Below are 19,167 nucleotides of genomic sequence, written 5' to 3'. Positions count from 1 at the left end.
ACAGAAGAGATGAAATTCCTTATCAACTCATTTTATGTTAGTGTACAAAACAAGGGCCTGTTGACATTTCACAGATGGTTGCAACATAAGACAATTCTTTTAGACGTACCAAATAAGAACTATGAAATTTAGCCATTCTAAATAAATAGATCTTAACAACGGAACGTACAAAATAACTTGGTCTTGCGCTATGCCTGCGCTGCTTTAATTGCAACTCAGATTATGGCTGAAATTTCACAAACTTTATTACAAAACTGGACAAAGGATTGCCATTGTCTGGGTTTTGCGTCTTATTTGGATTAATTTTTAGCTATAACGCAATCCATAGATGAAATGTCAACAGACCCTGCTTAAATTTATAATTTTTTTTGGGTAGTTGCAATGCAAACAAGTGTACATTGGCTAGAGAATGTTGCTTTTGAAGCGAAATCGGATAGTGGGCATAGTGTCATCATGGACGGCTCACCTGAGTATGGTGGTGAAAACCGTGGTCCACGTCCTATGGAACTGATATTAATGGGACTTGGTGGGTGTGCTTCATTTGATATTGTGACTATTTTAAAGAAATCTCGCCAAGATGTGACGAATGTTGTATGTAATTTAAAAGCTGAGCGCGCTGACGCAATTCCGGCTGTGTTTACTAAAATCCACTTACATTTTGTGGTAACTGGTAAAGCTGTGAAAGAAAAGCAGGTTGCAAAAGCAGTTGAATTGTCTGCCGAGAAATATTGTTCAGCAAGTAAAATGCTTTCCGATGGTGGTGTTGAAATTACACATGACTTCGAAATTATTGAAGCGGAATAAGGCATTTTTTTGCTAACTAGAAATTAAAAAAAGCTGACATTAGAGTTGGCTTTTTTATTGTCAAAAATAACTAAAAAATAATAGGGAGAAGAAAGGTGAATATTCGTTCTGCTAAATCAAAAGATACTCAAGCTATATGTGATCTACTTAAACAGATGGGATACCCACAGCCTTTTGCTCTTATTCAAGAAAAATTTGAGATACTCCATAATGACGCTAATTCACAAATTTTGATTGCTGAAGAGAGGGATAAAATTTATGGTTTTTTATCTCTCTACTTTATTCCGCAAATTGCCTTACAAGGTGACTTTGCCAAAATATGCTATCTGTGTGTTGATGAGAATATGCGCAGTAAAGGTGTAGGGCATTTACTCGTAAAGGAGGCTGAGCAACAAGCCAGACGCCGAGGGTGTGATCGAATCGAACTGCATTCAGGAATGCAAAGACCTTTGGCACATCAATTTTACCTAAGAGAAGGCTATATCGAAGCGCCAAAGTATTTTCGTAAAGCTTTAAATTAACGAGCTGTATTTAGAAAAAGCTGAGGATCTACCCGAGCATTATTAAGGCTCATGCCCCAATGCAGGTGTGGGCCTGTCACGCGTCCTGTTTTGCCTACTAAACCTAGTGTTTCTCCTTGGCGGATATGTTGGCCTTTCTCTACTTTAATTGCGCTTAAATGGCAGAACATGCTGACTAAGCCTTGGCCATGATCAATCAATACAGTTTGTCCATTAAAAAAATAAGATCCAGTTTGAATAACCACACCATCTGCGGGCGCAATAACTTTTTGCCCTACTGGCGCAGGAATATCTAAACCTGAGTGAGGCGCGCGTTCTTCACCATTGAAAAAGCGCTTTCTTCCAAAAGAGTTGCTAAATTTCCCTGAAGTCGGGCGTATAAATGTGGGTAGGGTTTGCCATGAGCTCTGTGTAAATGAGGTATACACATCATTTTGTTCTTTTGCTTCTTGAGCGTAGCGGTCTAATTGACTTTGATTAGGGTTCACATAATCTTGGTTCGTGACTTTAATGCGTTGCTCAGCGTAAGGATAAGACTTAACTGCTATTTGAATTGGGGCTTTATTCGTATCGAGTTGAATATTTCCGATTGGAGTAGATAATGGAATGCCAAGCACGGCATAACGCTGCTGACCTTCTTGGCTAATTAAAACAGGCTTTTGTTGAAAAGTGACCTGAGTAATATCAGTACTTAGAGGAACAACTGCAATTCCACCAGGTCGTCTGGAGTCCTGTGGGAGCTCGGCAAAGCAATAAAAGGGTATGGATGTAAAAAGTAAAGTGGAGAAAAGCTTTTTTATAAACATAGCTGCCTTATTTTTTATGCAAAGAATAATGAAGATTATATCAATAAGATTTACTTAAAGATTGTTTTAATTTTTTTAATGATATTATTTATTATTTTATGTTAATAATTTATTGTTTTTTTTATGCAGATATCTTTAATTTTATGGTTTTTAGGAATTTTATATTTTAAGTTTTCTAAACTTAATATTTTATTGAAATTTTTATTAATTCTTACTGTTTTGCTTTGATATTTTAAATATCTTGTTATTTAAATTTTTATTATGAATAATAATTTTGTAATTAAATTTATAATCATAATTTTAATTATTATATAAGAAATTTTAAAGGAACTAATATAATGTTAAATATATCTTATAACGATCGTTTTACTGAAGTATGGAAATATATGCAACGTGGGTTGGTTTATCCAGCTCCCCATGCAACTTTTAGTACGGTTTGGCTTAACACAGAAATTACACGTGAAAAAATTAAGCAATTAATGATCGCTGTGCGTCAAAAGGTGCATCATACTGAGGAACTTTCCAGTAAAAATACAACTTTGTCGATTGGTGTGTCTTTTGATAATTGGGATAAAATTTGTAAAACAGAACGTTTATCGCGACCCAAAGGAATGCAATTACATTATCCAGATCAAAACAATTCAAATATCTCAAAAGTTTTTGCGGACTCTAATGGGAGTTTTAAAAACTCGAATGGTGATATTTGGTTGCATGTAAAAAGTGATGATGCTAATGCATGTGAAATATTACAGGAATATATTAAGGAATTTTTAGGTTCAGATATCAAAGAAATAAATGAACAATATACTGCTTCACAATCTAAAACTGGTCGTAATGGTAAGGTTCTGGGTTGCCGTTTTTCTGAAAATTTAAATAATCCATCTGATACAATTTCGCTAGCAAAGCATACTTTGATTGGTGCAGAAGATATTGATCATTTTGGTGGTTCTTATGTTTTATCCCAACGGTTTCTAATTAACTGGGATCAAATCAATATGATGTCAGAAGATCAAATTGAAGATTTGATTGGACGTAAAACTGATGACACAATTATTCCAGACCGTGATAGCCGTTCGCACATTAAAGCTTCTCGTGTACAAGATGAAAATGGAAATACCACGCCTATTCTACGCTTAGGTTTACCGTTTGGCCGTGCTGAATCAAATTCAAGTTTTAGAGTGCCAAAATCGGTAACTAAAGCTGATGAAGCAGGAATTTATTTTGCTGGTTTTGCAAAAACTGCTGCCATTTTAGAAGAAGTGATGGCAAATCAAATTGGACCAAGACACGATTCAAAGGAAGATTCAAAGCAAGATGCTTTGAACGGCTTTATGAATGACCGTCTATTCAATAATCTTCACTCGGACTTGGGAGGAATATTCTATATTCCAAGTTTAAAAGATTTAAAATTAGATTTAGATAATGATCGAGCATCAGAATATCTAAATACCTTTAATTATCTGAGCGACAACGATAATCTGGATTGGAAGTCATTTCCAGGTATGGATTGGACGCGTTTTGATCGCCATTATACGAATAGTTCTGATAATGGTTTGATGTACTACAACCATAGTAATTATCTTTTTAATATGGCGACTGGGCTAAATCCTCATAGTGAGTTTTTTAAGCCGCCATCAAACCGTATTTTAAGTCTACTTGAGAATACATTTTCTTTATGGCAAGACAACTGGTATTTCAACCGAAAGCAAGAAGAAATTGAGCATGGCATAGATTATTATATTAACCAGTTTAATATTTCTGATAAGCCTGAAAATATTATGGATTTATCAATTATGTTGCGCAAAGGCTGGGCTATTCGATTAAGTTTACAGTTATTTTCATCAGAAAATTACGGTTTCCGTGGAAGAAAAATTTTATTAAAAAATGGTGAAATGATTCCATATTCGAACAGACGTGAATGTGATGGTAAGGTCATTTATGGATCAGATACCTATCGCATCATGCCTGATGAAATTATTGTAGGAGCCATGCCAAACCTGACCTTGGGTGAAGGTCGTTATGTCATGAAGTATTTATCTGAGGAAGAACGTATTCAGGGCTTTTTGCGTAACTTAAGTGAAGCATCAGGTGTTGGACATGTTATTCCGAATTATAAAAAAGCATTAGATTTAGGTTTGGCTGGTCTACAACTGGAAATTGCTAAACATGCAAGCAATGCGCAGACTCCAGAGAAAAAAGATTTTTATGAAGCTTCTAGATTGGCGCTAACCGGTATTTCTGAATATTTCTTAAACTACTCGAAGCTTGCATTTAAAATTGCAGATCAGATGCAAGAAGGACAGCAATTCGAAAAAGATAACTTAACTGCGATTGGTCGACGAATGGAAAAGTTGTCGAAAGATAAACCAGAGACATTTATTGAAGCAGTTCAATTTATTTTTACATTGCATAGCTGTCTGCATTTGAATGGTGAACCAACAGCATTTGGACGCATGGATCAACTGTTACAACCTTTCTTGGACAATCATTCAGCTACGCTCGGAGAGGCACAAGAAATTATTGATGCTTTCTATATTAAGCTAGATGAAAAAGTACAACAAAACCGTATTTTCATGGAAGATCATCAACCTTTCGGTAATCTTGCGATGGGTGGTAGTTCTGGCCCTTATCCTCAAGGAGCATCATTGGGGCAATGGATTCAGCAGATTACAGTCGGCGGTACAAAAGTTGACGGTGAAGCAGACTTTTCTAAAACTGAGCCTGCTTACAATGATGTGACACGATTATTCATTCGTGCATCAGGTCGTTTACCATTAAATGCTCCGTGTTTGTCTTTAAGAACTCGCAAAGATATTCCTGAAGATATTTTAGAAGAAGCTGCACATGCAATTTTATCTGGTGGTGCTCACCCGATTTTATTAAATGATGAAAAGCTTATTCCTAGTCTTCTCCAAAGTGGAGATGGTGTAGGGGGAGATGCGCTCTCTAATTTGCCAATTTGGAACTCTAAAATCGATATTCGTTCAGCGCAGAATTACGCTTGTGATGGTTGTTATGAACCACAATTTCCGGGCGAAAACTGGTTCTCTTTAGGTGGCTTCTCGACATTACAGCCTTTGGAATGTGCATTAAATCAAGGTAGAACAATTTCAAGTGCTGGGCAAAGCTATCTGTTTGGACAAACTGTTTCATTAAATAGCAGACCTGCCGATCAGATTGATAGTTTTGAAGATCTATTAGAGTTATACATGCAACATTTTGAGTTGCTCAATCGCAAGGCATTTAATGGGCAAATTCTAGGTTATGGTGCCAATACGGATATTTGCCCATCTCCAATTCTAAATGTCTTAATGGATGACTGTTTGGCTAAAGGGCAGGATTTTTATAGTGGTGGTGCTAAATATAATATTTATGGACCATGTTATATCTCGCTCAGTAATACCATTAATTCGCTATATGCGATTAAGGCAATGGTATTTGATCCATTAACCGCAGTAACTACATTACCTGAATTGTTAGAGTGCTTATGTTGTGACTGGGGTTATAAAATGACTGAGCCATTTATTAGTAATTTAGCTGGGCATGCTCGTATTGCTGCACAAGCTGATCGCTATAAGCGTTTACGAGAGATTGCTTTGGCACAACCGCGTTATGGACGAGGGAATTCTGAAGTCGATAAACTAGGTGATCAGATTGTTCAAATGATTGCAGAGATATCAGTCGAGACATTTACAAAACCATGGCCACAATTCGCACAAAGCCTCAAAGCTCTAGCTGAGCGCTATGGTTCAAACGAACATCCTTTTGGTATTCAAATTCAACCTGGTGTAGGAACTTTTGAAAATCATGTGGAGATGGGGGCATGGAATGGGGCGAGCGCTGATGGTCGTCGTTTAGGTACGACAGTGGCATCTGATTTAAGTCCATCGCCAAGTCCAGCAGATTTAGCGATTGACCATCAAACTGTTGAGTTTAGTCGTGCTTTGAAAGGTTTTGATGGTACTGGTACAAATTTAATGGCAGATGGAGCGCCTACGGACTTTAACATTCGTGAAGACTTTGGTGTTAAAGATTTGATTGGTATTTTAAAACAGTTTAGTCAAGGTAGTTCATCTAATATTTTAACGATAACGGTGGCTAATCCAGAAACATTTAGTGAAGCTGTAACATCACCTGAGCAGTATAATTTATTACGAGTACGCACTGGTGGTTGGTCAAACTTCTTTACATCTGTGTTCCCGATTATTCAAGAACAGCATCAGCGTCGTCCAATCTCTACGCCAGATATTCCAAAAGAAAAAACAGAGCAAGCTAAATGCCCATTCCATCAATAGCATAATTAATTAGTTATTTTATAAGGCAGTCTTTCAGATGAAGGACTGCCTTCACTTATTTTAAAATTTAACAACTACAACTTTTAAATATATTGCAGCTTTAAAATTGCTACTTGTTATAAAAATTCAGATCAAAATATAGTTTTTTCGTTATTACTTAAAAATTATACAAAACATACTTGAAATAGGTCATTCATAATCCCATATTATAATGGAGTTTTACTCATTGTTATTTTTATAACATTATGAAAAATATATAAAAATTTATTTGAAATTCGAAGAAGTGTTCCCATCTATTAGACAAGTACAAATTTGTTGTGAGGAATAACAAGAATGCGTTTTGAGAAATTTACAAACCGCTTGCAGCAAGCCCTCTCAGATGCTCAATCTTTAGCGATGGGTAAAGACCATACTGCTATCGCAGGTATTCATATTTTGTCTACCTTGTTAGAAGAGCCATCAAATATTAGTTTGTTGCAACAAGCAGGTGCACGGTTACCTGAACTTAAACAAAAACTTGAACAGGCTATAAAAGATGCGCCGACAATTGCCAACCCAACGGGTGATGTCAACTTAAACCCAGAAGCCGTTAAAGCGCTTAATTTGGCAGACAGATATGCGCAAAAGGCAGGTGATGAATTTTTATCAACTGACTGGGTTTTATTAGGTTTGGCAGAGACAGGCGAAACTAAAAATATTTTAAGTGCGGTAGGTGTAACTCCCGACAGCTTACGCAAAGTAATTGAACATATTCGAGGTAATGACAAAGTCATGAGTAATAATCACGAAGACCAACGTGACTCACTTAATAAATATACGATTGATTTAACAGAGCGTGCTTTATCTGGAAAACTTGATCCTGTCATTGGGCGTGACGATGAAATTCGCCGTACCATTCAGGTTTTATCGCGTCGTACCAAAAACAACCCTGTTCTTATTGGTGAGCCGGGTGTAGGTAAAACCGCTATTGTTGAAGGTTTGGCACAGCGTATTGTGAATGGTGAAGTGCCAGAGGGATTAAAAAATAAACGTGTTTTATCCCTCGATTTAGGTTCATTACTGGCTGGTGCTAAATATCGTGGTGAGTTTGAAGAACGTTTAAAAGCTGTTTTAAAAGACTTGGCAAAACACGAAGGCGAAATCATCCTGTTTATTGATGAGTTACATACACTCGTAGGCGCAGGTAAAGGTGATGGCGCGATGGATGCAGGTAATATGTTAAAACCTGCGTTGGCTCGTGGTGAATTGCGCTGTGTGGGTGCGACGACCTTAGATGAATATCGTCAATATATTGAAAAAGATGCAGCTTTAGAGCGTCGTTTCCAAAAAGTGCTAGTTGATGAGCCAAGTGTTGAAGATACGATTGCAATTTTACGTGGACTCAAAGAAAAATATGCCACTCACCATGGTGTGCAAATTTTAGACTCTGCGATTATTGCTGCGGCGAAAATGTCTCATCGTTACATCACTGATCGTCAATTACCAGACAAGGCAATTGATTTGATTGATGAGGCAGCTTCTCGTATTAAAATGGAGATTGACTCTAAACCTGAAGCACTTGATAAGCTCGATCGCCGTTTAATCCAGTTGAAAATGCAATTGGAAGCTGTGAAAAAAGATGAAGATGTCGGCAGTAAAGCTGAAGTCACTCATCTTGAAAAACAGATTACTGAAGTCGAGAAAGAATACAACGATCTTGAAGAAATCTGGAAGTCTGAAAAAACTTTGGTGGAAGGTACTAAACAGGCTCAGGTGGAACTTGATAAAGCACGTATTGCTTTTGAGAAAGCTCAGCGTGAAGGCGATTTGGCTGAAGCAGCACGTTTACAGTATGGCGTAATTCCAGAGTTACAAAAACAACTGGAGCAAGACGAAGTTGCTGAAGAAAACGAAGAGCCAAAACTCATTCGTACTAAAGTGACTGAAAATGAAATTGCTGAAGTTGTTAGTGCTGCAACAGGTATTCCGGTTGCTAAAATGATGCAAGGCGAGCGTGAAAAACTCCTTAATATGGAAGAGTTCTTACATGACCGTGTTGTAGGGCAAGATGAAGCAGTTGTTGCGGTATCGAATGCTGTTCGCCGTTCACGTGCCGGTTTGTCTGACCCGAATCGACCTAGTGGATCATTCTTGTTCTTGGGTCCAACAGGTGTTGGTAAAACAGAGTTGACTAAAGCTTTAGCTAACTTCTTGTTTGACAGTGATGATGCGATGATTCGTATCGACATGAGTGAATTCATGGAAAAACACTCTGTTAGCCGTTTGGTTGGAGCACCTCCAGGATATGTTGGTTATGAAGAAGGCGGTGTTTTAACCGAAGCTGTTCGCCGTAAGCCATATAGCGTGGTGTTGTTTGATGAGGTTGAAAAAGCACATCCAGATGTATTCAATATCTTGCTCCAAGTATTGGATGATGGCCGCTTAACCGACTCGCAAGGTCGAGTAGTAGACTTTAAAAATACGGTAATTGTGATGACTTCGAACTTAGGTTCACAAGATGTACGTGAGCTAGGTGAGGGTGCAACAGACGATGAAGTGCGTACCATTGTAATGAATGCGGTAAGTCAACATTTCCGTCCGGAATTTATTAACCGGATTGATGAGCTTGTGATTTTCCATTCACTCAAAAAAGCACAGATTCGTGGTATTGCGGATATTCAGTTGGATCGATTACGTTCGCGTCTTGTTGATCGTGACATGAGCCTAACTGTAGATGATACCGCTTTTGATTTATTGATTGATGCTGGTTTCGATCCTGTCTATGGCGCGCGCCCATTGAAACGTGCGATTCAACAACAGATTGAAAACACATTAGCACAAAAAATCTTGTCGGGTGATTTTGTCGCAGGTGATACTATTCTAGTTAAAGGCGAAAATGGGCATTTAGTCTTCGATAAAATGAAACTCAGCTAAGCTTTGTCTGCTAAAACCGAAAAGAGAATATGGAAACATATTCTCTTTTTTTATGGTGAATCAGTTTTTATGGTTGATGTGAGTAAAGCAATTATGGCATCTGAAACTTTCTGAGTTAATGTCTTTAACTTTTGTTCTGAGTGACCAGATAAAAAATAACGATAATGATAAATATGCTGTTGGTAAGAAATGCAAATAAAAAAGGTGCCCACAGGTTTTTCTGGGGTTTCACTTCCGCCAGATTTTAATAGCCCAGTACAACTGACAATAATATCAGCTTGTTGAAATAAGCTTTGACCCAGCCTACACATTTCCTCTGTGACTTGCGGTGACTCTGCTGTGTAAGTCTCTATTAACTTTGGATCGATATTTAAAATACTAATTTTAATACTTGGGTCGTAGCTAACTAAGCCACCTAGTAAAATATCTGCACCACTATTTTTGTGAATAGAAAACTGACTTGTTAAATAACCCGAACTCGCACTCTCAATAAAAGCAATTTTGAGCTGGCGATCTTCTAATAGTTGGCAGCACTGCTGAAGCATTATTTCACCTCGAATGGTGTTTATTTATAAATAAAATCAATTTACAGATAAATTTTAAAATTACAGTAAGTGATTTAGCAGTGTCGTACAAGTCTGAGATAAAAATCTATAAAACAACTTGAATATTCACTAAATGCTTGTGAAATATTTCAAGTTTTAAAATGATCAATGTTAATTGTCGGGAAGTTTATTTATAACATTGCGACATGTTTAAAAAATTGTTAATTTTGTTCGATATAACGAACAATAACAATTTAGGATAAATGCAATGAACAATAAACAAGGACCTGCGCTGTGTATTTTAGGTTTTATCACGTTAATACCCATCAATGTATGGGCTGCGCAGCCTCTAAGTGAAGGGGCCTTAGCAACACAAACAGGGGCAGTAAATGCAGCTTTACCTGTGATTATTGCGAAAGCTCAAGACGATGCTAAGAAACCAATGATAGAACAACAACAAGCACGTCAGGTGTTAGGGGATAATTATTTACAACAAGTTCGATGGGATGCACTTAGAACAAGTGTACTTTCACCTTATCAAGAACAAAAACAAAACCATGTTATCGATAGTAAGGAAAAGAAAAAACTGGAAATGATGGCATTACCGGAAAGAGCAGATCGATTTACCAAATATGATTTTGAATCAAAAAATGTTCATGGTGAGGTTATTATTACCGTGAAGTAATAATAACCTCTAGTCTTATTAATATTGATCTAGGCCAGGATGCTGGATTTTCCATGCACGGTGGATTTTTTGATTACGTTTAAAATCAGGGCCAATCGTTTCAGAAGTGATTTCTTCAACCTGAAAAATAGCTTCGATCTCTTCGTCCATCTCAAAACCACGATAGTTGTTTGAGAAATAAAGCGTTCCTTCACTGTTTAAACGGTTCATTGCACGTTTAATGAGTGAAACATGGTCACGTTGGACGTCAAAAGTACCATAGAACTTTTTAGAGTTTGAGAATGTCGGTGGATCGATAAAAATAAGGTCATATTGTTCGTGACCTTCTTTTAACCACTCAAAACAGTCACTCGCAAAGAACATGTGCTGTTCATCTGCGTGATCTACAGTCAGGCCATTTAAAACGAAGTTTTCTTTTGACCAGCTTAAGTAAGTATTAGATAAGTCTACACTTGTCGTACTTGCAGCACCGCCTAAAGCAGCATGTAAGCTTGCTGTAGAAGTATAACTATATAAATTCAAGAAGTGCTTACCACGAGCTTCTTGTGCGATACGTAAACGCATTTGACGGTGGTCAAGGAATAAACCTGTATCTAGGTAATCTGTCAGGTTAACTAAAATTTTAGCTTTACCTTCCTGAACGATAAAGCGTTTTGAAGCTGTGCTTTGTTTTGTATATTGATTAGTACCTGTTTGGCGCGCACGTGTCTTAATAAAGATAGCATCGCGGTTTAAACCGGTAACAGCACGAATTGCAGCGAGTGCTAAATTAAAACGTTTTTTTGCTTTTTCAGGATCGATTGTTTTTGGTGGTGCATATTCCTGAACGTGTAAACGATCGCCGTATAAGTCAACAGCGACATTAAAGTCAGGTAAGTCTGCATCATACAAACGTAAGCAATAAACATTTTCTTTCGTTGCCCATTTTTTCAAGGCAGTCATATTTTTTTGCAAACGGTTAGCAAAATCTTGAGCTTCTTCCATTTCAATAGGTTGAGCTTGCCAAGTTGCTAAGAATGGTTGTGTAACTTTTTCTGGCTTAATTGAACCAAAACGAATGTAAATTGGTAACTTACCATTCATTAAACGTAAGGTTTCAGGTGCTTCAAACGCTAAAACATCGGCTTGTTCAATTTGCGCTGCAATAATTGCTGCATATTGATTTGGGAAATGTTTTTGTAGAAGTGCAGATAAACCTAAGTAAAGAGAGCGGTTAGATGCTTTATCACCTAAACGTTCACCATATGGAGGGTTAGTCACAATAAATGCAGTTTTGCCTTCAGCTGAAAAATCAGGCCAGTCCGCTAAAGTACGTTCTTCAATCTGAATTTGACCTAATACTTTTTCAAAGCCTGCCGCAATAATATTTTCACGGGTGGCTTTTACAGCTTCCCAGTCTGCATCGTAGGCATAAAACTTAGGTAAAGGTAATTCAAGCGCCTTTTCATGACGTTCTGCTGCTTCAGCTTTGAGTGAAAGCCAAAGTTCGCGGTCATGACCATGCCAACCATTAAAACCAAAACGGCGAACAAGTCCTGGCGCACGGTCGGTTAAAATCATTAATGCTTCAATAATAAATGTACCTGAACCACACATTGGGTCGAGCACAATTTCTGGCTTACGTTGTTGAAGCTGAGCTTTTTGTAAGATTGCCGCCGCAAGGTTTTCTTTGATTGGTGCATCCGTCATATAACGGCGGTAACCACGTTTATGTAATGAATCACCAGATAAATCTAGGCAATATGTATGTTCAGTCTTACCTGCCAAAACATATAACGTAATTTCTGGTTGTTTAGTATCAATGCTCGGACGACGACCTACAGCTTCCATAAAGGAATCGACAACACCATCTTTTGCTCTAAGCGTTGCAAATTGAGTGTTAACCTTAATTTCACGTTCTGCATGTAAGCGAATTGCGAAGGTACTTTGTGGTGCAAAAATAAGTGACCAATCAAAGCTAATCGCACCTTCATAAAGCTCTTCTGCTACATCACGTGCATCGTGTGTATGTTCAAGTTCATATGTATGAATTGGAAGTAAAACACGAGAAGCAAGACGCGACCACATACAGATGCGGTAAGCATGTTCAAGCGTTCCTTCAATGATTAAACGTCCTGCTTTACGTTCTGTCACTTTGGTGCCAAGCTGTTCTATTTCTTCTTGTAAGAGGGCTTCTAAACCATCAGCACAAGTAATCCAATAGTGGTTTAAACGTAAAGAGGTATTCATAAACTCGATTGACCAAAACATATAAATATTAACGATGCAAAGTTTAACTTATTTTGATGTGTAAAGGTTTTTAAATTATTGCAACCTATCATAATCCAACCAATAAACTGATTTTTAAAGATTAATACAATTAAAGTGGTATGTATTTTGCTAACTCAATCCTATCAATGGTTATTTAATTAACAAACATAGCCAGTTTTTAACCACTTTATTATTTTAAATTGATGGGGTAATTATAAATGAAAGACATGATGGGGAATGGTTTTATTGCTAATGCAGATGCTTTCTCAGTTTCTACACAAATATATGTACGCATGCGTAGGGTGACGGGGCGAGTAATTGATGCAATGTACGTTGTCCAAAATAAAGATTATGCAAAATATGTCATTGCGCTGGCACTAGAATCAGAGGATGACGAATTAAAACGATGTGTTGAGCGATTGAAATCGTTGGTTGATACAATACCTGAGCCTTCTCTAAAAGAAAAAATTGCTGTTGTTAAAGTCGATGAAGAGTCTGAAATTACCGCCGAGGATATTTATCGGGCTCAAGTTCCGCACCATTACATTGGTGCATTAAGGTAATTGCCAATAAGGTTCTAAATTTTCTGGTCAATTTAGGGCCTTATTCTGTAAAGTTCTTCTGCGAAAAGAGCGGAATTCAGCTACACTATGCACGTTTTCGCGATTCGACCCATAGGAATCCATTATGCATATTGCAGCGTTGCATCAACCGAGCCAGGTTCAGCTCAATCAAGACGGAAATTTAAAACATTTTTTAACGATTGAGGGACTTTCAAAAGAAAACCTCACCAAGATTTTAGATACCGCACAAAGCTTTTTAGATGATAATAATAATTTAATTAACCGTCCGCTCTTAGAGGGATTGACGGTTATGAATCTCTTTTTTGAAAACTCCACACGTACCCGTACTACTTTTGAAGCAGCAGCAAAACGTTTGTCTGCCAATGTACTGAACATTGATATTGCACGTTCAAGTACTTCAAAAGGTGAAACTCTGCGCGATACGCTCTGGAACCTTGAAGCAATGGCCGCGGATATTTTTGTTGTTCGCCATTCATCTTCGGGTGCTGCACATTTCATTGCTAAAGATGTATGTCCAAAGGTCGCGATTATTAATGCAGGGGATGGGCGTCACGCGCATCCAACGCAAGCGATGCTTGATATGCTGACTATTCGCCGTGAAACTAAAAAACCATTTGAAGATTTAAGCGTTGCCATTATCGGGGACATTAAACACTCTCGCGTAGCACGTTCGGATGTAGCTGCATTACAAACCCTAGGTTGTAAAGATATTCGCGTGATTGCACCGAATACATTATTGCCAGTGGGCTTTTCTGAATATGGCGAGCACGTTCGCTTGTTTAACAAGATGGATGAAGGCATTACTGATTGTGATGTGATTATTGCCTTACGTATTCAAAACGAACGTATTGACTCTCCAGCGTTATCTTCACAGTCTGAATTTTACAGAATGTATGGTTTAAACAAAGAACGTCTTGGTTTAGCTAAACCAGATTGCATTGTGATGCATCCGGGACCAATGAACCGTGGTGTAGAAATTGATTCAAGTGTTGCTGATGGAGACCAGTCGGTTATTTTGAAACAAGTAACCAATGGTATTGCAGTTCGTATGGCCGTATTGGCGTTATCAATGCAAGGCCAACTCCAAGAGCAAGGTTTAATTGAAGCGATTACGTTGTAAGGAATGGATCACATGAGTATTGTAAAAATTGAAAATGTACGTGTGTTAGACCCAATCCAAAAAACAGACAGCGTACAAACTGTATATATTGAAAATGGCAAGTTGGTTGCTCCAGTTGAGCAAGTTGAACAAACCATTGATGGCCAAGGTAAATGGTTAATGCCAACCATGGTTGATTTATGCGCGCGTTTGCGTGAACCAGGTCAACAGCAACATGGGACATTAAAATCGGAAGGTAAGGCAGCACGTGCCAATGGTATTTTGCATGTGATTACACCACCTGATTCAAAGCCGATTGTACAAGACAACGGTGCTCTCATTCATGGCTTGATTGAAAAGGCTTGGCATGATGGTGGTATTCACATGCATATCATTGGTGCTCAAACCCAAGGTTTAAATGGTAAACAACCTGCAAATATGGCGGGCCTGAAAAAAGGTGGTTGTACTGCTGTTTCTAATGCAAATGCTGCTTTTGAAAATGATGATGTAGTTATTCGTACCTTGGAATATGCAGCGGGTCTTGGTTTAACGGTTGTGTTTTATGCTGAAGAGCCGCAGATTGCTAAAGATGGATGTGCACACGAAGGCTTTATTGCTTCTCGCCAAGGTTTGCCGATGATTCCTGCAATTGCTGAAACTGTAGCAATTGCAAAGTATCTGCTTATGATTGAAGCAACTGGCGTAAAAGCTCACTTTGGTTTGTTATCTTGCGGTGCATCGGTTGAATTAATTCGCGCAGCAAAAGCAAAAGGTTTACCTGTGACTGCCGATGTAGCAATGCATCAGTTGCATTTAACTGAACACTTAACTGATGGTTTTAATTCACTTGCGCATGTTCGTCCACCATTACGTTCTGAGCAAGATAAAGAACTTTTACGTCAAGGCTTAAAAGAAGGCGTGATTGATGCAATTTGTACGCACCATGAACCTTTAAGCAGTTCGGCAAAAATGGCGCCATTTGCTGAAACTCAGCCGGGTATTACCGCTTTTGATACTTATGTCTCTTTAGGCGTTCAACTCATTAATGAGGGTTTATTTGAACCTTTAGAATGGGTTGCTAAAGTTACTAGTGTGCCAGCACAGGTTGCGAATATGACCTCGCGTTGGGAAGATGAAGCTGGATGGGTATTGGTTGATCCTGCTTTAAGCTGGACAGTAAGCAAAGACACTATTTTATCGCAAGGGAAAAATACCCCATTGTTGGGTCAAACCTTGACGGGTAAAGTACTTCAAACTTTTGCTAACTGATAAAGTTCTTAGTTAAAGTAAATTTAAAATATGAACAGGTAGATCAATATGATCTACCTGTTTTGTAAATACTAGATGGAAAATTGTATATATATTATATAAAAAACAACAAAAGATTGAAGGAAGATTAGAATAAAAAACTATCAGCAAAGAGAAGTATTTGAATAATCAAAAATTGCTGGTTACGACGTATAAGATTCGGGAGAATAACCAATGTCGATAAACCCTATAGAATTGCTTAAAGAAAAAGTATCTTCAATATTATTAAATGAACAGGATGGATACCTAGGCGAAAAATCGAATGCTTTATCTAAGTTTTATCCAATTTTACTTTCATTATTAGCTGCTAAACCTGATCTTATCGGACAATTGAAAAATAGTTTGGCTCCTTCCTTATCAGACCTTTTTTCTCATAATGACCAAATCAAAAATACTGTACTTACCCATTTAAGTGGTACAGCACCAAATAATGAAATTGAAAGTACGCTCAACAGTGCAATTAAACCCAGCCTTAATGCAATTTCAGATGTTGCCGGAAATGACCAGCAAAGTATTGTGAATTACTTGCGCCAACATGCAGATACTATTCGTTCATATTTACCAGCATGGGCAGTGGGTCTATTAGCTCCGCTAGGACTTGGTGCAGGTTTATCTTCAGTTCCACATGCAACTTCAGCAGCCCCACCATTAGCTGCAGCCAGTGAAAAAACAGGCAAATCTCGTGGGTTCCTCCCTATTATTGCCTTAATTATTTTGGGTCTTATCATTGCTTGGTTATGGCGTTCTTGCCAGCATAAAGAAGCTGTACCAGCACCTGAACCAACAGCTGCCAGTGGTGTTGAGGCTACTACCGCAGCTGCACCTGCGAGTTTAACCTTAAGCACAGATGATAAAGGTGCTGTTAGCCAGTGTCAGGCAGGTATTGGCGATCAAGGATTCTTAGCAACACTACAAACTCAAGTTAAGCAGGTTTTCTCATCAACTCAAGATTGTAACGTTGATACTAGTCAAACATATGCAGCTGGATTTACAGATAAAGATGCACTTGCTGGCGTGCTTGGTGCCTTAAAAGGTGTGCCAAATGCATCTTTAGAATGGATAGGTGACAAAATTACTTTGAAAGCAGGTGATGCAGCAGCGTTAGCAGCATTAACCGCAAAAGTAAAAGCTCTTGTTCCTCACACTGAAGTTGTTTCTACTGCACCAGAAACAGCTGAGCAATCTGTAAGCAATAGCTTAACTGCTTCGCAAACTGCTCTAGGCTCAATTGATCCGAACAATGTCGATGTAAATGCTTTGGTGAAAGCACTTAACTTGCAAATTATTAATTTTGCGAGTGGTTCAAGTGACATACCTGCCGATAACAAAGCCATTCTTGACCAAGCTGCAACACTTTTAAATAAAGTGACTAGCATCAAATTAAATGTGGGTGGTCATACCGACTCAACTGGTAATGCTGCTGCAAATAAAGCTTTGTCTCAACGCCGTGCTCAAGCAGTTGTAGATTATTTAAAATCTAAAGGTGTGGATGCTTCTAAATTAGTTGCAGAAGGCCATGGTTCTGATCAGCCAGTTGCAGAAAACACGACAGAAGAAGGTCGCTTTAAAAACCGTCGTATTGAGTTTTCAGTAGCCCAATAATCGACTGATTTATGAAAAATTAGTTATTTTAATTTGAAAAAAGCTTCTCATTTTGAGAAGCTTTTTTGTTGAGACAAATAATGTTGGATTGATATGAAAATCAGTTTGGTGGGAAGTGGGCGAGTGGCCTTTCATTTGGCAAAGGCTTTATTGGGCCAAGGTCATAACATCGTACAAGTCTATGCGCGTGATTTTGATAAAACCCAAAAATTTGCAGAGAAAACTCAAGCAAAAGCCTGCCAGTCTCTTCAAGAATTCCAATCAACCGATCTTATCATTCTTGCGGTTTCAGATAGTGCAATTGCAGAGCTTGTAAAACAAGTTCATGAATTCTTTCCTGACACACTCATTGTCCACACTTCGGGTAGTACTGATATTGAAGTCATCAGTCATGTACATGAAAAAGCAGGGGTGTTTTATCCATTACAAACATTTAGCTTAGAAAGAGATGTTGATTGGTCTGCAACGCCATTATTTGTTGAAGCCTTAACAAATGTCGATCAGAAACTACTTTCAGATTTAGCAAATAGCCTAAGTAACCGAGTATATCAATACACCTCAAAACAACGTTTAACTTTACACTTAGCAGCTGTGTTCGCTTGTAACTTTAGTAATTATTGTTTTGATATGGCAAAGCAGGTTGTAGATAAAGAGCAGGTGGACTTTGGCTTGCTCTATCCATTAATTGTGGAAACAGCTAAAAAAGCGACTGAAAATGATCCGAAACAAATGCAAACTGGGCCTGCGGTAAGGGGAGATCAGAATATCTTGGCAATGCATCAAGACTTATTGGCTCAAGCAAATCAAGATGATTTAAAACAGGTTTATCAACTTTTAAGTGATGGCATCGTGAAACGCCATCACTCGGACTAAAAGTGATTTAAAATTAAGGTTCGCCGTTATTTCCCCATTTTAAGAAACCAGCACGTTGATTTAAACGTTCAAAATATTGGTCGACATTTTTAAGCGTTGGATGGTCAAAAGGTGTAGCTTTCCAGCGCTGTACCGATAGACCAATTGGAATATCGGCCAAGCTAAATTGTGAACCAGCAACATAGGCCTGAGTTTTTTCAAGTTGTTGATCGAGAATCTGCATATGATGATTCCAGTCAGCAATACCTTGTTGTAATAAGTTTGGATCTTGATGATCTGGTGAGTGTCTCAAGAGAGACATAATCGTATAAGTCCAGCTGTTATTCAGCTCGATCGCTTGCCAGTCAATCCACTGGTCAACAAAGAATCTTTCTTTCGCTTGAGTAGGGTAAAGCTGATGCTTTTTATCATAAGCATTTGCCAAATAACGGATAATACTGTTGGACTGCCAAAGGACTAAATCACCATCTAAAACAACAGGAATTTGACCATTTGGGTTTAATTGTAAATATTCAGGTGATTGTGCTGAGCGAAAGCCTCGTCCCCAGTCTTCTCTTTCATATTCAATATTTAGTTCTTCACACAACCATAAGACTTTGCGAACATTGATGGAGTTATCGCGCCCTAAAATTTTTAACATGTGTTGTTGTCCTTAGCTATTTTTAGTATGGCAAGTACCAGTTTCTATAAATAGCTAGATTTGGCTCGATTGGCAATCAATAGTTAAAAAAATACATCTATTAGGACGTATATCCTAAATAAAATTCTAAAAATTTGATTAATAAGAATATATTTGAACTTTTAAGTAGAGTTGTTTGATAATATAGGAGTAATACTTTTTAACTAGAATCGAAAAGATAAACTATTCAAAATAAGTGTGGA

At 37.9% G+C, this 19,167-nt stretch carries 15 protein-coding genes; 11 read left to right on the top strand and 4 right to left on the bottom strand.

Translation table 11 applies throughout. The features are described 5' to 3' along the window. Positions 1–183: 183 nt before the first annotated feature. The 3 genes from ACYU0V_RS12305 (at position 184) to ACYU0V_RS12295 (ending at position 1,325) form a co-directional block, all read left to right on the top strand. The gene (locus ACYU0V_RS12305) at positions 184–303 is read left to right on the top strand and encodes a hypothetical protein (RefSeq protein ID WP_002121587.1); all 120 of its coding nucleotides are present in this window, start codon (positions 184–186) and stop codon (positions 301–303) included. Positions 304–381: 78 nt separating this feature from the next. After that, a complete protein-coding gene (locus tag ACYU0V_RS12300; RefSeq protein ID WP_002121528.1) occupies positions 382–804 on the top strand; it encodes an OsmC family protein in 423 nt (140 codons plus the stop codon). A gap of 95 nt (positions 805–899) precedes the next feature. After that, positions 900–1,325, top strand: coding sequence for a GNAT family N-acetyltransferase (locus ACYU0V_RS12295; protein WP_213688612.1), 426 nt, complete (start codon positions 900–902; stop codon positions 1,323–1,325). Here the strand turns inward: ACYU0V_RS12295 and ACYU0V_RS12290 are convergent. Beyond that, positions 1,322–2,131 (bottom strand): peptidoglycan DD-metalloendopeptidase family protein, encoded by an 810-nt coding sequence (locus ACYU0V_RS12290; protein WP_461847651.1) that lies wholly within the window; start codon positions 2,129–2,131, stop codon positions 1,322–1,324. The two genes, ACYU0V_RS12295 and ACYU0V_RS12290, sit on opposite strands and share 4 nt — an antisense overlap. 338 nt (positions 2,132–2,469) lie before the next feature. Between ACYU0V_RS12290 and ACYU0V_RS12285 the strand changes: the two genes are divergently transcribed. Both ACYU0V_RS12285 and clpB read left to right on the top strand, forming a co-directional pair. Then, the gene (locus ACYU0V_RS12285) at positions 2,470–6,426 is read left to right on the top strand and encodes a Dyp-type peroxidase (RefSeq protein WP_461847649.1); all 3,957 of its coding nucleotides are present in this window, start codon (positions 2,470–2,472) and stop codon (positions 6,424–6,426) included. A gap of 333 nt (positions 6,427–6,759) precedes the next feature. Then, entirely contained in the window at positions 6,760–9,339 is a 2,580-nt protein-coding gene (gene clpB, locus ACYU0V_RS12280) for an ATP-dependent chaperone ClpB (RefSeq protein WP_461847648.1), read from the top strand. A 50-nt stretch (positions 9,340–9,389) separates the two neighbouring features. Here clpB and ACYU0V_RS12275 read toward each other — a convergent pair whose 3' ends face one another. Next, positions 9,390–9,884, bottom strand: coding sequence for a CinA family protein (locus tag ACYU0V_RS12275; RefSeq protein ID WP_002121541.1), 495 nt, complete (start codon positions 9,882–9,884; stop codon positions 9,390–9,392). Positions 9,885–10,152: 268 nt separating this feature from the next. Here ACYU0V_RS12275 and ACYU0V_RS12270 point away from each other — a divergent pair, with 268 nt between their 5' ends. Continuing rightward, complete coding sequence (locus ACYU0V_RS12270; protein WP_461847647.1) at positions 10,153–10,569, top strand: hypothetical protein; 417 nt, start codon at positions 10,153–10,155, stop codon at positions 10,567–10,569. Between the two features lie 18 nt (positions 10,570–10,587). Here ACYU0V_RS12270 and rlmKL read toward each other — a convergent pair whose 3' ends face one another. Beyond that, positions 10,588–12,798 (bottom strand): bifunctional 23S rRNA (guanine(2069)-N(7))-methyltransferase RlmK/23S rRNA (guanine(2445)-N(2))-methyltransferase RlmL, encoded by a 2,211-nt coding sequence (rlmKL, locus tag ACYU0V_RS12265; RefSeq protein WP_017399354.1) that lies wholly within the window; start codon positions 12,796–12,798, stop codon positions 10,588–10,590. 239 nt (positions 12,799–13,037) lie between these two features. Between rlmKL and ACYU0V_RS12260 the strand changes: the two genes are divergently transcribed. The 5 genes from ACYU0V_RS12260 to ACYU0V_RS12240 all read left to right on the top strand — a co-directional run bounded on the left by ACYU0V_RS12260 (position 13,038) and on the right by ACYU0V_RS12240 (position 18,285). Then, positions 13,038–13,382: a hypothetical protein gene (locus ACYU0V_RS12260; protein ID WP_206223390.1), complete on the top strand. Its 345-nt coding sequence runs from the start codon at positions 13,038–13,040 to the stop codon at positions 13,380–13,382. 124 nt (positions 13,383–13,506) lie between these two features. Next, positions 13,507–14,523, top strand: a complete 1,017-nt coding sequence (locus tag ACYU0V_RS12255) for an aspartate carbamoyltransferase catalytic subunit (protein ID WP_002121555.1) — start codon at positions 13,507–13,509, stop codon at positions 14,521–14,523. A 12-nt stretch (positions 14,524–14,535) separates the two neighbouring features. Continuing rightward, positions 14,536–15,771: a dihydroorotase gene (locus ACYU0V_RS12250; protein WP_461847646.1), complete on the top strand. Its 1,236-nt coding sequence runs from the start codon at positions 14,536–14,538 to the stop codon at positions 15,769–15,771. A gap of 213 nt (positions 15,772–15,984) precedes the next feature. Beyond that, positions 15,985–17,412 (top strand): OmpA family protein, encoded by a 1,428-nt coding sequence (locus ACYU0V_RS12245; RefSeq protein ID WP_461847645.1) that lies wholly within the window; start codon positions 15,985–15,987, stop codon positions 17,410–17,412. A 93-nt stretch (positions 17,413–17,505) separates the two neighbouring features. Continuing rightward, complete coding sequence (locus tag ACYU0V_RS12240; RefSeq protein WP_174731427.1) at positions 17,506–18,285, top strand: Rossmann-like and DUF2520 domain-containing protein; 780 nt, start codon at positions 17,506–17,508, stop codon at positions 18,283–18,285. 13 nt (positions 18,286–18,298) lie between these two features. Here ACYU0V_RS12240 and ACYU0V_RS12235 read toward each other — a convergent pair whose 3' ends face one another. Then, complete coding sequence (locus ACYU0V_RS12235) at positions 18,299–18,925, bottom strand: glutathione S-transferase family protein (RefSeq protein WP_461847644.1); 627 nt, start codon at positions 18,923–18,925, stop codon at positions 18,299–18,301. Between the last annotated feature and the right edge of the window lie 242 nt (positions 18,926–19,167).

It is taken from the genome of Acinetobacter sp. X9 (assembly GCF_054889255.1).
Note: the sequence above shows the minus strand (reverse complement) of the source record. Positions and strands in the feature narration are given on the sequence as shown.